General features: G+C 43.1%; 12 protein-coding genes and 1 pseudogene. 4 read left to right on the plus strand and 9 right to left on the minus strand.

The features are described from left to right. Positions 1-69: 69 nt before the first annotated feature. Both HWQ47_RS19380 and HWQ47_RS19385 read right to left on the minus strand, forming a co-directional pair. Positions 70-1,401, minus strand: coding sequence for a MotA/TolQ/ExbB proton channel family protein (locus HWQ47_RS19380; RefSeq protein ID WP_269967677.1), 1,332 nt, complete (start codon positions 1,399-1,401; stop codon positions 70-72). After that, positions 1,394-2,290 (minus strand): DUF3450 family protein, encoded by an 897-nt coding sequence (locus HWQ47_RS19385; protein WP_269967678.1) that lies wholly within the window; start codon positions 2,288-2,290, stop codon positions 1,394-1,396. The genes HWQ47_RS19380 and HWQ47_RS19385 overlap by 8 nt, the downstream gene beginning before the upstream one ends. A gap of 202 nt (positions 2,291-2,492) precedes the next feature. Here HWQ47_RS19385 and HWQ47_RS19390 point away from each other — a divergent pair, with 202 nt between their 5' ends. Continuing rightward, on the plus strand, positions 2,493-4,721 hold the full coding sequence (locus HWQ47_RS19390) for a TonB-dependent receptor (protein ID WP_269967679.1): 2,229 nt from the start codon (positions 2,493-2,495) through the stop codon (positions 4,719-4,721). A 95-nt stretch (positions 4,722-4,816) separates the two neighbouring features. Continuing rightward, a complete protein-coding gene (locus HWQ47_RS19395; protein WP_269967680.1) occupies positions 4,817-5,497 on the plus strand; it encodes a Fe2+-dependent dioxygenase in 681 nt (226 codons plus the stop codon). Between the two features lie 18 nt (positions 5,498-5,515). On the opposite strand, the gene HWQ47_RS19400 is transcribed toward HWQ47_RS19395, so the two are convergent. The 3 genes from HWQ47_RS19400 to HWQ47_RS19410 are packed head-to-tail and all read right to left on the minus strand — an operon-like array spanning position 5,516 to position 9,763. Beyond that, positions 5,516-6,661 (minus strand): NAD(P)/FAD-dependent oxidoreductase, encoded by a 1,146-nt coding sequence (locus HWQ47_RS19400; protein ID WP_269967681.1) that lies wholly within the window; start codon positions 6,659-6,661, stop codon positions 5,516-5,518. Between the two features lie 16 nt (positions 6,662-6,677). Next, a complete protein-coding gene (locus tag HWQ47_RS19405) occupies positions 6,678-8,777 on the minus strand; it encodes a LodA/GoxA family CTQ-dependent oxidase (RefSeq protein ID WP_269967682.1) in 2,100 nt (699 codons plus the stop codon). 11 nt (positions 8,778-8,788) lie between these two features. Further along, a complete protein-coding gene (locus HWQ47_RS19410; RefSeq protein WP_269967683.1) occupies positions 8,789-9,763 on the minus strand; it encodes a ferritin-like domain-containing protein in 975 nt (324 codons plus the stop codon). Between the two features lie 269 nt (positions 9,764-10,032). Between HWQ47_RS19410 and HWQ47_RS19415 the strand changes: the two are divergent. Further along, positions 10,033-10,110 (plus strand): annotated as a pseudogene (locus HWQ47_RS19415) (PKHD-type hydroxylase); the annotation flags it as partial. A gap of 424 nt (positions 10,111-10,534) precedes the next feature. Here HWQ47_RS19415 and HWQ47_RS19420 read toward each other — a convergent pair. From HWQ47_RS19420 to HWQ47_RS19435, 4 genes are all read right to left on the minus strand, one after another. Further along, on the minus strand, positions 10,535-11,047 hold the full coding sequence (locus tag HWQ47_RS19420) for a superoxide dismutase family protein (protein WP_269967684.1): 513 nt from the start codon (positions 11,045-11,047) through the stop codon (positions 10,535-10,537). Between the two features lie 548 nt (positions 11,048-11,595). Beyond that, positions 11,596-11,946, minus strand: coding sequence for a VOC family protein (locus tag HWQ47_RS19425; protein WP_269971797.1), 351 nt, complete (start codon positions 11,944-11,946; stop codon positions 11,596-11,598). Between the two features lie 241 nt (positions 11,947-12,187). Beyond that, positions 12,188-12,706 (minus strand): YgjV family protein, encoded by a 519-nt coding sequence (locus HWQ47_RS19430; protein WP_269967685.1) that lies wholly within the window; start codon positions 12,704-12,706, stop codon positions 12,188-12,190. 94 nt (positions 12,707-12,800) lie between these two features. Then, positions 12,801-13,379, minus strand: coding sequence for a Crp/Fnr family transcriptional regulator (locus tag HWQ47_RS19435; protein ID WP_269967686.1), 579 nt, complete (start codon positions 13,377-13,379; stop codon positions 12,801-12,803). 315 nt (positions 13,380-13,694) lie between these two features. On the opposite strand from HWQ47_RS19435, the gene HWQ47_RS19440 reads away from it, so the two are divergent. Continuing rightward, positions 13,695-15,206, plus strand: coding sequence for a catalase (locus HWQ47_RS19440; RefSeq protein WP_269967687.1), 1,512 nt, complete (start codon positions 13,695-13,697; stop codon positions 15,204-15,206). The last annotated feature ends 137 nt before the right edge of the window (positions 15,207-15,343 follow it).

Consider the following 15,343-nt stretch of genomic DNA (forward strand, 5'->3'; position numbering starts at 1 on the left):
TCCGGATGTAGTTGACTTAGGTGAATCGCCCAGACAATCACCAATATTAAACATCTGTGTTTCCATTACTTAGGTTCCGGTTGGTTGCAGCTGGCTTAGGTGAATCGCACAGCTCTCTAATTGGCCGTAATAGGTTTTGGCTTTACGTGATAGCAGTGCATGTAACAATAATGCTGGGATCGCCACAATCAGGCCTAACTCAGTCGTGACTAAGGCTTCTGAGATACCGCCGGATACCGCAGAGGCATCGCCTGCGCCAAATAAGGTCATCAATTTAAATGTTTCAATCATGCCGCTAACGGTCCCAAGCAGTCCCAACAAGGGAGCAACCGCAGCTGTAATGGCAATCGCACCAAGCCAATACTCTAAGGTGTGCTTACTTTCCAATAAACTGGCAAACAGCTTATCGTCTCGCTCAGTACCCGAATTCACCTTCAAGGCAATCTCAACTAACTCAGACTGCATACCCTTAACCTTATCGGCAATATGTTGCTGATCACGTAAGCGATCCTCATTTGATTTAATCGCTAAGGTGTTACCAAGTCGCTCCGAAATCGCGGGTTGTATTGGCGGTAAGCGCCACAGCTGAACCGCTTTCGCTAACGAGATAACCAGCGCAAAAATACCAAAAGCTAAAATGGGCAACGCCCAAACACCGCCTTTTTCAACATGTTGAGTCACAGACTCTTGCTGGCCACGTAACTTAACGGCGCGAGTTAAGGTAGGATCTAACGTAATGCTGCCCTCGCCGCTTTGGGCCAACTGGCTGAGTGATTGATAAACCTCGTCACCAAGCACCAGACCCGATTTTTCTATCTCTCCCGATTTAGCCTTGTTTAAGCTGTTGTCTTTAATCAACAAGCCAGCTTTTTGCGCAGCGTTATCGACATACCAACTCACTGGCCCTACATCGAGTGCAAGCACTGCCTGAGTACGACCATCCTCCATGGCAACGTTTGCCTCACGCCATCTAGGCGATAGCCCCCCTCTCAAGTCCGCCAAGTAATCAATTAACTCGCTATCGACCAGCCCATTTTCATCTGACTTAACTAAGGTAAGTCCACTTTGCTGAGCAAAACGCTGCAATAGGTTATTCTGGTAAACACTCTGCTGCTGCCATTGTTTAAGACGTGTTTGCAGTTGATCCAAACTCAAGGTTTTCTCATCAGAGATCCGTCTGGCTAAAGCCGTTTGGTCACGCAATTTAAGCACTCTATTTTCAATTCGACTTAATTGACCACTCAACGCCGCTTTCTCTTTTGCTATATTGGTTTCCGTTCGATTTAACTTGCTCTGAGCCGATTTAATCTCTTTGATAAAGCTGGTATTAACGTCATCAGCCTGACTTACAAAAGGGATCAGGGTAAGTATCATTAACACCAAAATTGTAGACTTATTCATCACTCGCTCCTGCAACTCTATCTAAGGTTTGCGTTTGTTTAGCATCGACCGTTAAACTAAATGGCAGCTCGATAAAATTGGCTTCTTTTTTGTGAGCAATCATCATAAGTGCAGTTTCGATAGTGTCTGGAGTCAACGATTCGTTCACCTGCCAGCGCCAGCCTGTTACTGTTGACACTCCTTCGGCAACACTCTGCGAGTCCAAGGTGACATACCAACCTCTGGATATCCCAAGGTATAACTGTTTCACCAGTCGCACCTCTCCATCCAATGTCTCTATTTGTGTTTCGTAGCTGCTGACTCTCTGTTCAAACTCATTTAACTGCAGGTAAAGACTGAGCAGCAGCTCAAGCTTGCTACTGGTGGTATCGATTGAGTTAACTTTGCTCTTTGCAGGCTCCACACTCACTGAATCTGAGGATTGGATATTAATGTGCTTCTCTTTAATCGCGGCTCGCCAACTCTTTGCCAGTGGAGGCGGTAACTGCTCAATAATGCCTTGTACCTGACTCAGTTCAACATTGACCCATTGGCTCAATGTGGCTTGATCTGACTCCATATTATTTTGCAACGCCAATAGCTCGCTTCGCTTAGCTTCCACTTGAGTTGTTGCACTGTGATCTGCTGATAGCAGATTTTTTAGTTGCAACTCCTCTCGCTTAAGCAATTCCACTCTTTGTTCCAAAACCGGCTTACTCATGATCCAGTGACTACTTAGTGCATTAGATTGCTGTTCTAAATTCAACCACTTCGCGACTAAATCATCAGCTTCCGCCACCACACCTTGAGCAGACACCCCCTGAATTGACAGCAAGAGTAAAGCTAAAGATTGACTGACTAATAGGATATTAGTTTTAGAACTTTTGTAAAAAAAAGAAGAAATTTTCATAAAATAGAACAAATTAAGCGTATTAAACAGGCTGAACTTAATGAGATTGAAACAACATAAAACCCTAGCGATGATACGTTTCACCATCTTTGTTAACTCTCTTTTGTAAATGTTAAAACATTAATTGCTAATGATAATTATTTTCATTAAGATTCGCAACCTTATTTACGTAGACTTAAGTACTAGAAACAGGAAGAGGACCATGAAGAGAGTAATAGAAGAGAGTAAGAGTAAATTCACCAAGAAGTTAATAGTTAAATCAATGGGATTAGCGCTGGTATCGATGGCACTCAGTGCGCAAGCAAATGAAGTTAAGGAGCTAAGCACGACTCATGTCAAAGAAGAGAAAAAAGCGGGATACAAGGTTGAAAAAGCCTCTTCGCCTAAATACACAGGTAGCTTGCTTGATACACCCAAGACCATCAACATAATAACCAGTGAAGTACTTAATGATCAGGGTGTTACTAGCCTAAATGATGCATTGCGTAACGTCACTGGAGTGTCGACATTTGGTGCTGGTGAAGGTGGCGGAGGTAACATCACCACCAATGATAAGATCACCATACGTGGGTTCAATGCCAACGGTAATATCTACATTGATGGCATTCGTGATATTGCAGGTTATTCACGTGACATGTTTAACATTGAACAGCTCGAAGTGACCAAAGGCGCAAACTCAAGCGTAAGCGGCAAAGGCTCGTCAGGAGGAACCATCAACCTAGTCACTAAACGTGCCTTACAAGATGATTTTGTTACCAGTAACATCAGTTATGACCAAGCCGAACGTTTACGCTTTACTGCCGATGCTAACCAGCAGTTTTCAGACTCGGTTTCCGCGAGAATCAATGCCCTTTACACCAAAGGTGGTGATCCGTTAGATAATGATGTTGAAGATTATAAAACCTTAGCTATCGCCCCTTCTATGAAGTTTGTCGTCGGTGAAAAAACCAATATAGTGGCTGATTTTCTATATATGAAACAAGATAATAATCCTATGTTGGGCTTACCTTGGATTAACGCTAATGCAGCAACTCAGTTAGGACTACCAGAGGGCCCTATTGATACTTCATCATGGGGTAACTACTACGGGGTGGCAGATCGAGATTTCGAAAAGGTTGAAGTCGCAATGGGAACCTTGCTGATTGAACATCAGGTGAGTGATAACTTGATGCTTCGCAGTCAGACTCGTGTAGCAAGAAACGAAAAAAAGTCCACCGTTTCACGCCCTATCTTAAAAAATGATCGGGATCCCGAAACACGTGAATATACCTATTACAATGAAATAGATATTCACTCAAGAACGCAAAACATTGATCAAGAAAATAGCTTGTTTGTCACTCAATTTGATGCTGTCACTCAGTTAGATACAGCAGGCATAAATCATGATCTGGTACTGGGCGCTGAATACTATATAGAGGAAGTCACTAAGCAAAAGCTCATCGATAACCGAGTCTTTACTAATCCCTATGTTTCACTGACAAATCCTAACCCTAACCTCCCCTATACAGGCTCTGTCGATATCGATGGCAAACCGGCAAAGACCAAAGGAAAAGGTTGGGCCATCTATGCACTAGACACACTAACCATCACTGAAAATTGGTTACTGACTTTAGGGGCAAGATTCGAAGATTACCAAGCCACAGGATCGACTTATTTCCGTAGAGATCCAATCTTATATGAAAATATCAAAGTGGATGGTACCTTCGTCAGCTGGAATAGTTCAATTGCTTACAAGCCAAACGTAAACAGTACCTACTATATTGGTGTCGCAAACTCACAAGATCCAACTGGTGGAGAGTTAGCCTTCAGTGGCCGCAGCGAGGAGCAATTAAAGCAATACAATGCGTTAGATCCACAGGAAGCCACCAGTTATGATTTAGGCGCTAAATGGGATCTGTTAGATCAATCTTTGCAAATCAGTGCAGCCCTTTTCTTAACCAGAAAAACCGTGATAGACAGGGATGATAATAGAACGCCGTTTCTCAGCGGAGAACAGGAGGCAAAAGGTCTAGAACTAACCGTAACAGGAAAATTAAGTGACAACCTCAATATACTTGCCGGTTATACCCACCAAAAAACAGAAGTCACCCAAGATTTAAGTATAGAAACACAAGGTAATGGCTTAACAGCCGCCCCCGAAAATAGTGCAAATGTGTGGGTTACCTACGATATGGATAAATTAACCTTAGGGGCTGGAGGGCAATACTCATCAGGGGACATTTATTGGCGTCGTAACACTGAATATTTCGACTCAGGTAGCTTAACCCTCTTTAATGCGATGGCCTCATACACCTTTAGCGACAATTTGTTACTGCAATTTAACGTCGACAATATCGCCGACAAAGAGTACATAATAGATTTTAGTGCTAAAGGGCATTTCCGTCCAGGTCCAGGTCGTAACATGAAACTCAGTTTACGCTATCAGTTCTAGCCATAGCCATTAACCATAAGCAATATCGGCAGCTATTACTTAACACTGTCCATTAAGTAATAGCTGCCTTCATTTCATTAAAATAGGAATGCAAGATGTTAGTCCAAATCCCCAATGTATTGTCAAAAGCTCAGGTTGAAGAGTGCTGCAATTTATTAGAGCAAGCCAATTGGGTCGATGGTAAGAGCACCGCAGGACATCAAGCCATAAAAGCGAAACACAACCTGCAACTGCCACAAGGTTCTGAGTTATCCAATGAACTGGGTAACTTTATTTTGGCAACCTTAGCAAGATCGCAAACTTTTATGGCTGCAACCCTACCTAATAAAATCTACCCACCCATGTTCAACTGCTACCAAGGTGGTGGCACCTTTGGCGACCACGTAGATAACGCCATTCGCAGCATTCCAAATAGCCCAATAAAGGTAAGAACCGACATCTCCATGACACTGTTTCTCAGTGAACCACAAAGCTATGAGGGCGGTGAACTGATCATACAAGACACCTATGGCGAACAAAGCGTCAAGCTTGCCGCTGGCGACATGGTTATCTACCCTTCCACCAGCCTACACCAAGTCAGTCCAGTCACTTCAGGGCGCCGTTTAGCTTCATTTTTTTGGTTACAAAGCTTAATTCGCAGCGATGAACAACGGCGGATATTATTCGATCTTGATAACAGTATTCAGGCATTAACCAACCAAGACCCCAATCAGGTAGAGCTTGTCAGGCTTGCAGGGGTTTATCACAATCTGTTGCGTCAGTGGAGTGAGACATAGAACCCTTTCTATAGATTATCAGCATTCACTCTTAACCAATTGTGATAACTCAATACTATTACTTAACCGATTACGCCAGAAATGAGCATGACTCCAGCGGCGTTCAAGACTGTAAACATGGTTGCGATTGCGTATGTAGTCACCATATTGATTTTTTACCTGTTGCGAAAAGTGTAAATTATCTTCCCTGTTTTCAAACCAAGCCATGACTTTCTTACCAGCCTGCAATCCGTGACTTAATCCCTTATATATACCTTGCGCCGCTATTGGATCAAAACTGGAGACTGCATCACCAATCGCCATCCAATTGTGACCTTCCGCAGCCGATAACATGCCAGGCCGAATACAGTAGGTGTGGTAGCAGGGCTCTTTTAGATCCAACTTAGCAATACTTGGACCAATGAGAGTGGTGCTTCGCAGCGCATCATCAAACCCTTGAAACTCATGTTCTCGAAGGCTAACAAGATGCTTTTTTTCGGTGACAATCATGCTCACCACCTGTTCGGCCGGCAAGAGTGCGTGATAACACCAGCCATCTTCAAAAGCCTCTAACTGGATCTGTTTCGAACCTCTACCATGGACTAGAGTAGAAAAACGTACTGTGGCAAAAAGCTCATCATCGACAGATTTATTAATATCCAGCTTCCCAGCAAAACTGGCTTTCGATCCGGTGGCATCGATGACAAATCCTGCCTGAAGTTCACACTCTACCTCCTCTGATTTGCTAGCAAACTCTAATGTGAAACCTGCAGCTTCGGTGTCATTTTTTTGCGCATTGATAAAACGCGTCGACCAAGATATTTGAACACCGCAGGCTTGCGCTCTATCGGCTAACATCTTATCAAATACTTGTCGGTTTAAGCGCCAAGACGGTCCTTGAGGATTAACGATAAAATCATTGTAGCCCGTTGTGGCACGTCCCCATACAGAAGCATAACCTGGGCAAGTCTGATGGCCTGCAGCGTAAAACTCTTTTGCAACCCCAAGCTGCTTTAACAGTAGAACAATCTCTGGAGGGCAATTCTCGCCAACACGTATCTCACCTTGGGCTTGTCGCTCAACAAGCAATACTGATGCATTTGTGTTGGTTCGAATCGCGATGGCCGCCGCTAAACCAGCGGGGCCACCTCCCAAGATGACAACATCGTATCTTGTATTTAACATGTCGTTACCAACTCGATTAATGTGAACACTTTCGCTTCGCTTTGGGTGGATTAGCATTAAATGGCCATGCTGGTACCGGATCTGTTGCATCCCCAGGCCTGCTAAGTTGGCTCTCCACTTCAAGGTAGAACTCAGGAGAGAACTTTTGTGAATCGATCTCCACGTTAGTGCCTTGAATAATGAAGCCAATCTTATGCCAATCATTGACTGATTGTAACGGATCTTGGAAGGTAGCTGCCGCCGCAGGGTTTATCGCATAGGTTCCAGGCCCTCGAATAGACCACTGCTGTTTCGGCAGCACATTATTAAACACTTCCTCTGCCACATAAACCGCATCTGGACGCTGTGCTGGCCATGACCAGTACAAGGTCGATTCTGCGCCGTTACTTTTATTCACCCCATCAGTATTAATTGCTGTGGCGTGAATAGAGCAAGAGTTGTAGTCCGTTTGCCAAGGGGTAGCCATGAACTTAGAGATATCACCCGGTTGCAGCCCATCTTTCATCTCATGCATAGGGATCCAGCCACTGGTGAGGTAGGGAGTATCTTGCTTTAAATTGCTATAAGCTAATGCTGCAACATCATGTTTGATTCGAAATGGCCCAGAGCCAGACTCTTTCCAATCCTGAATATAGATCTCCTTATCCATAATGGTATAACTCACCTCAATACCCGGCACGTAGCGACCACCGAGACAGTTTGCCATTGACGCCATATCAATTCGCTCACCAGCAGAGAGTTTACTGTCGTCCCCTTTGGTAAACAGGCCGTTACTCCACTGCTCTAACATAAAGTACTGGGTTTTAGTGACCGTCATAAAGGATGTCCCCGCGGCACCTAAAGATAGAGGCATCAATGGAGCACCTATATTTGTTTCATCCTTATTGGGGTTTCTCACAAAGTTGAGCGCCGCCATAATGGTTTCATTTGGATCGTTCTGCTCTGTAATATTCACTACAGCACTGTGGGCATGTAACGCCATCGGTGGCAGGTTGGCAGTCCAACGCTGCAGATCGCAGGCGATGAAAATAGGTTTGATATCTTCGGCAAAATTAGGCTTGTAACTCTCTTTATAACTGCCCTCTGACTCACCATTTTTTTTGCTATAAAGATTATCTTGTAAGCTTAGTTTCTGCACAAACATGTCATAAACATCATCCCATACCGACACCACATTGCGGATTTGCGGCGCATATGCGGGATCTCCGCAGACAACCCAAGCACCGAAGGCCGCTTCAGTGCGGCCGTCGTCAAAGACAAGAGTGACATTAACAGGACCATCAGCAGCAGAATCAAACCAACCGACATTATTAAGATCGCCTGTCATCTGAATCGGCACACCATACTCATCATATTGACCCACAGCATTACCTGAACTTGGTAAAACCAGCAAACGGCCCTGATCATCGGTTAACATATCACCCAAGGTGTTTAATGGGCCATTAGGCTCGTAAAGCTCATCGTTATAGTCTTCTGGAAAGCGGATGGGATAATTAGGTAAGGGCTCTATCTGAGCATTTTCTCTGACACATGATGCTGTGGAGCAACGATTAAAGCTGGCGGTTTCATTACTCGAAGCGCGAATGGCCCTTGGCCCAGCATCAATCATCAAGACATTAAGCCGTGAAGGAGCATCTATCTCACCATGCACCTCAGGGTTACGCATCTGCGGAACTTGACCATCGGCATAAGCCTTAATGCCTTTATTGTTTACCACGTTATAAACCGCCGCCTTTTTGTTGGCGAGGTGGCTGGACCAGACAAGATCTGTCACCGTACGGCCATCTGGTAACTTGGTACCGATCGTCACTTCGATATCGACGCCATGGCTGTCCTTAAGCCCGTTGTTATCGGGGTAAGTTGCCTCACTCTGTTTTTCGTAGGCATAAATGCGAAAACGGGCTGCTTGCTTCTTTAAATTACCATCTTCATCACGCAAGTCTTTACTTGAGATCGGGGTAGTGTCAGTCCCTTTCTTAATCGGGAGGCCGCCAGTTACCTTGCTCCCTTTTTGGGGTAATCCTGCACTCGTTTCGGGCGAAAGAATATACTCCTCACTAGTACCAAATCGAGCAAAGTTAACGGTTGGGTGTACCCTAAATACGATATTATTCATTGCGACTTCCCTTAAAGTTGATTAGTTTTGCTGTACTTGGGTGTGACGCCATGCTTCCAGCAGTTAGTGATAGCAGCGCCTACGCCAGCCATCACAGGGAAGAAGTTCTGCGGGTTATCACCATTAAACAGGGCTTGAAGAAGTGCGGTTAACTGACCAAATTGCTGAATAAGGATCTGTTCTAATTTTTTATCTTCCGCAGTGTAATCACGAGGGTCTTTAACGGCATAGGTTTCTGGGAGTTTGCCGCTGTCTTTGATTTGCCTAAACTTTTCAAAGTGATCAATTTCTGGTTCTATGTCATCTGCTGTATTTTGAAATACTGCAGGTACCTCTATGCCATTTTTGCATTGTCCCTCTCCCTGATCGGTAATAAGGTCAATTAACAGATTCACTTGATCAAGACCCGTTCCTCCAGATTCAGAGATCACCATATTAGGCATGTTGCGATAAAAGGCAGAAAAAGCGTCAACCTGTTTTACGCCGCCTTTTATATCATTCTTTAAGGCTGATGCCCCAAAACGCAATGCATCGTAAAATGCACCAATACTGCTGTATTGATCGATGAGCGTTTCTAGTATTAACTCTGGTTTTGTCGTGCCTTGATCTGGCAGTTCAACAAAACACATGCCATTAACGCGCTCTTCATCAAGTGGCCCAATATCAAAACTATGATTCATGTATGGTTCAGTTACTGATGAAGGGTTAAAGCTCAAGTTGAGGTGTGGAATTTTGTTCTTTTCGTAAGTTGGTGGAGCTATGGTCGGCGATAACCCAAAGGCATTAGCAATATTGGCAGCAGATTGTAAGTGAAGCATCTCTTGATTAATGACGGTTCTAATTAATTGATATGCCTCTGAACTACGGTCTTTAATCGAATACATGGCTGACATGTAATAGGGGATAGTCCAAAGTTCTAGCTCTACTGCGCCTTGTAAATGGCTATTAAAATGTGTCGTAGCCCAGTCTAAGTGTTCTTTTTTCATGAGACTCCATTTCTCTAGGGTAAATAGGCACTAAAGAAGCACGGCTTATAATGTATATTGCAGTGTCATTCACAGCAGTCTTTGATACTTGAATGAGATACAAGATCAAACACTTACTAAGTGCCACTGATGGTGGTTTCAAAATACTAGTACCCCTATAATCAAAAAAATATTACACCGCATTACAAACGCTTAACATGTGAAATAATAGTTAGCATTTCCACAACACCGTTTCTCAGTGGTGGTTATCTACCCTTCGATTAGCCAACCAAGATCCCAATCAGGTAGAGCTTGTCAGGCTTGCAGGGATTTATCACAATCTGTTGCGTCAGTGGAGTGAGGCTTGACGTTTCAGTGAAAGTAACAAGGTTGATCAACTTGCCAGATAACAAGTTTAAAATTCTTTTTTGGGGTTCATTTAGCGGTTTGGGGATTTGGTTGGTTTGCTGGATACCATTACTTCAATGTTATTTATTGCTTGCAGCAGGCCAAATGTGTAAACGCTTCTGTGACACGGTGAGTGAAGCGCAGCTTCAAGCTCACGAACGAGAAGCATGGATGCTGAACTGGCACTGTAAAGTACAACTCCTCAGCATCCTTGCTGTCGAAACTCACAGCCGCATTCACACCTGAGTATTTATCTCTTCGATTTACCTTTTGGTTAGGTAGACCAGATGTTGTGAAGGATAGAAGAGCAACTAGGCCTCTTTTTCAGAGAGTTACCTAGCGTTAACTCATTTGGGTCATAAATCATCTTGATGTGGTTGTATATTATTTGATGACACCACAGACTAAACGAGCACCTCCGCCACCTAATGCACGGGGGTGATCTGAATGATTATCGCTACCAGCATGAATCATTAGTGTACGGCCGAATAGATCAGAAAGTTTAATTCGAGGAGACAAGACGGGCTGAACAGCATTTCCTCCCATATTAATATAAAGCGGTGGAAGATCACCTAAATGATTGTTAGTTGACCACGGAAAACCATGCTGACCTGTTTTCGTTGGATCGTAGTGTCCACCAGCAGCCCCACCTAAAACTGTTTTGCCATTATTCTCAGCAGTGCCACATGAATTATTTTCGTGGATATGAAAACCATGTAAACCTAGCGGTAATCCAGATAAGTTAGGACTAAAAACAACCCCATATTCATTTTGGTCTATCAATATAGAACCAACTGTTTTGCCTGAATTTAAATCCTTCATATCAACTGAAATAGTAGATGCACTAACTGCGGTTGATGCTAAAAACAAAGTGGAAAATATAAGTTTATTTATCATGGAATTATCCTTAGTTTTTAATTCCATTGTTTTATAGCATTATTGACACTTTAGAAATAACGGATAAAACCTGACCACCTAATCGCTTATACCTGTTAGGAGGTTATATCGAAAAAATAATTCAGGTTGCTCTCACTGCACAGCATGGCCAGCTTCTGGTATTACAAGTGTTTCACTACCAGATATTTCACGAATAGCGGTTCTCATCTTTGAAGGCGGTTGATATAAATCGGCTCCACCCGTGATAAAGAAAATTGGAGTATTAAGGCCGCAGATTTTATCCCACGTTATTTTACTTTTAACTGTTTGATGAATGCTAAGAAGAGTTGTGATCTAGAATTCAATGTTATGAGATGGTTTCATTGGGAAGCACCAAAAGCTTAAGTCTAGCTATTGGCGCCATAGTTTTTGTTAGATTTATTCTGCAAGTATACTAACTTTCGTTTGCGAAGATTCTGCTAAATCTAAAACCCCATACACAGAACTAATAAGGGAGACAAACCAACCGACAAGCTTAATGCTCCCAGCCTAGCTTTATGTGTATATAATCACTCAGACCAAACCGCAAATTCATTTCCATTTGGATCGCTAAAGTGAAACCTTCGCCCTCCAGGAAATGAGAATATAGGCTTAATTATTTTACCATCTGCTTTCTCAATTTTGTCTTGGGTTATCTCTAGTGAATTACTGTAAAGTACAATTAATGGACTGCCATTATGAGTGGATACAACTAAATCTGATTTAAAAAAACCTCCGTCGACCCCCTGAGCAGCGAAGCTACAATAATCAGGTCCATAATCCACAAAAGACCAACCGAAAACACGATTAAAGAAAGTTTTAGTAGCTTCAATATTTTTAGCCGGAATTTCAATATAATTAATTTGATTGTTTTTAGTCATTTCGGTGCTTCTATCCTTAATTTCACCTAAGTTTATTGCACTTGTGCTAGCAATAAATAAAGATAGCACCAATGCTAGAATATATTTCATAAACCATCCTGATCACATAGTGTCTTAATATGCTACCTGCGCGTTTCACTCCCTTTAGATAATCAATAACCTATCAGCAAACATTCAAGTTAGCCACTGATTTTCTGGATTATTAATGCACATACCTTCTAGAGAAAAATGTCATCAACCTTCACTCTATAGCCACTTCTTTAACCTGTAGACTACACCCATAATAGCGATAATACCCAACCAGATTACTGCCAATAAACAACACTTCCATCAAGACAGCTGAGGGCGATCCCGCAAGATAATTGTGTACTAACCAGAGTGATGTGCCGACTATCATCAGTTGCCGCAACCTTTGGTCGCTCAAGCAAAACGCAGCAGTGGTTTGAAAGACGGTGGCGCTGAAACTTAACACACTGAGTAAGCCTGAAAAGGTGCCGATGGTGATTGTTAACGCCGATAACAAAAAAACAGACATCAGACGTTTTGAGGTGGTAAAGATACTGCAGAAATATCGAATACTTGCCAGCATCAGCAAGCCTGCCGCCGTCCACTGTTCAAGTAATATAAAGTGCACACTAATCAAGACACCCGATACACACAAACAGCCGATAATCTGCCGCCGCTGCTTAAATTGAAATGAGGCAATGTCGAATACGATGGCAATGGCGATTAACACTTGAGACCAAACAAATACTGACACTAGATTCCCCTTACACCGCATCAATTAAACGAAACTGGATTATGCAGTTAAGTGATACCAAAGCAATTAACTTAAGTTAATCTCGCCAAGAAGTTTAGCGGATCAGACGGGCTTTCAATCTCGATAGGCTTACTGGGCTAATGCCGATATAACTGGCCAATTGAATATTATTGAGTGTTTCAGCCCATAAAGGCCACTCTGCTAGCAAATGCAGATATCGCTGCTCTGGGGTTTTTAGTAGTAAAAAAGCCTCTTTCTGCTCTTTAAACAGTAATTGTTGTTTCAGTAAATTCAGCTGAGCGGGGATCCATTTTGGCTCTGAGAGTAGGTTCAACGGCAGTTGGATCACCCGCACCTTGTCTATAGTTTCAATCTGATATTGTGCTGGCTCACCGGTTAACCAACTGGTGTAGAGAAAACACAGCTCGCCGGGGAAATAGAACTCCTTGCAGCGCACGACTCCCTGTTCCCCGAAATGACAGGCTCGTAAAATGCCCGCCAGAATAAAGTAACCATATTTCTGCTCACTGTTTTGAGTCAACAACACTTCACTACCACGTAAAGAGAGAGGTTTAGAGCGCAGAAAAGTGGCTTCGATGCTTGCGCTATCGAGCCCCAACTCTGATAGAAATTGAAATAGTCTTGCTGTCTCTTCTGGGATCATATCGGCCATCTGTTATTGCTGATTCATCGATTTTGGGCTGGATTTCATCATATGTGATAAAGCGAAATACTTGTTCGAACACTTTTACATATACAGGAGCAAACACAAGAACTAATGCCTCACCTTACGTCAGATTCAAATCAAATTTCAAGGGATAATATTTAGTTGATAATACTAAAAAGAATTAACAAATCCACATTAAATATAGGCTTAATAGGTTTTAATGATTCATCCAATCGATAAAGATCGCTTCTTTTAATCTCTATTTCCGTTCTACACTGTTTGCAGGCAGAAAGAGCGTGTGTTGTAGATAAAGAGAATCCAATGGATATAACAAAAAAAAGCTGTTTAGTACTATCGATGAGTTTGGTATTTAGTGTTCAGGCTGAAACCTTAACCCGTGACAATGGCGCTCCGGTAGGCGATAACCAAAACTCAATCACTGCAGGCAGTAACGGCAGCGTGCTTTTACAGGACGTTCAGTTGATTCAAAAACTACAACGTTTCGCTCGTGAACGTATTCCAGAGCGTGTTGTTCACGCCAGAGGCACTGGTGTGCATGGTGAATTTGTTGCCAGCGATGACCTAAGCCGTCTGACTCAAGCCGCCCCATTTGCCGAAAAAGGTAAAGTCACACCGGTATTTGTTCGCTTTTCAACTGTTATTCATTCAAAAGGCTCGCCAGAGACCTTGCGTGATCCTCGTGGATTCGCGACACGTTTCTATTCAGAGCAAGGTAATTGGGATCTGGTGGGTAATAACCTGCCTGTGTTCTTCATCCGTGATGCAATCAAGTTTCCAGACATGGTGCACTCACTAAAGCCGTCACCTATTACCAATATCCAAGACCCTAATCGTTACTTTGATTTCTTTAGTCATGAAGGCACGGCAACCAACATGCTGACCTGGGTTTACACTAATTTAGGCACGCCATCGAGCTACCGTAAAATGGATGGCTGGGGCGTACACGCCTATAAGTTTATTAATGACGATAACCAAGTTAAATACGTGAAGTTTCACTGGAAGAGTCAGCAAGGCGTTGAAGGGCTAAGACCAAGTGAAGTCACACAGATGCAAGGTAAAAACTTCAACCATCTGACCGACGACCTTTATACACAAATTAATAAAGGTAACTTCCCCAAGTGGGATCTGAAAGTCAAAGTTTTGAGTCCTGAAGATCTTAGCAAGTTTGATTACAACCCACTTGATGCAACTAAGATGTGGCTCGATGTGCCTGAAACAACAGTAGGCACCATGACTTTAAACCGTGTTCCAGGTAACTTCTTTCAAGAAACCGAACAGGTTGCATTTGCCCCTTCTAACTTGATCCCTGGTATCGAGCCATCGGAAGACAAACTGCTGCAAGGACGTATATTTTCCTATGCCGATACTCAGTTTTATCGTTTAGGCGCCAACTTGTCACAACTGCCGATTAACCAGACACGGGTGAAGATTGCAAACCACAACCAAGATGGTGCATCGAACTACGGCCACACCACCAGTGATGTTAACTATCAGCCAAGCAGTCATTTAGCGCTGGCAGAAGATAACCGTTATCGCTCAGTTAATACGCCAGTGACAGGAACCGTACTGCAACAAGTCATCTATAAACAGGATAACTTTACTCAAGCAGGTATCTTCTATCGCGGATTAAGCAAGCAAGATAAGAGCGACTTGATTGCTAACTTATCGGGCGATCTAGGACAGGTAAAAGACAACAATGTTAAGCACCAGATGTTGAGTTACTTTTACCGTGCTGACCAAGATTTTGGTAAACGACTCACTAAGGCCGTTAATGGTGACCTACACCAAGTGAAACAAAGGTCAAAAAGTTAATTTTCACAACAGCTAGAGAGACATCAAACGCTAAAGGGCAAGCATTGACGAGTACCGAGTAAGACCCGCAAGACGTAATTTTGCTCTTTTCTGCCCTGTTTAGAGTGCGTCTTGCGGGCAACTGGGAATCACCCGAT

Origin of the sequence: Shewanella sp. MTB7, assembly GCF_027571385.1 — a bacterium.
GTDB lineage: Bacteria > Pseudomonadota > Gammaproteobacteria > Enterobacterales > Shewanellaceae > Shewanella.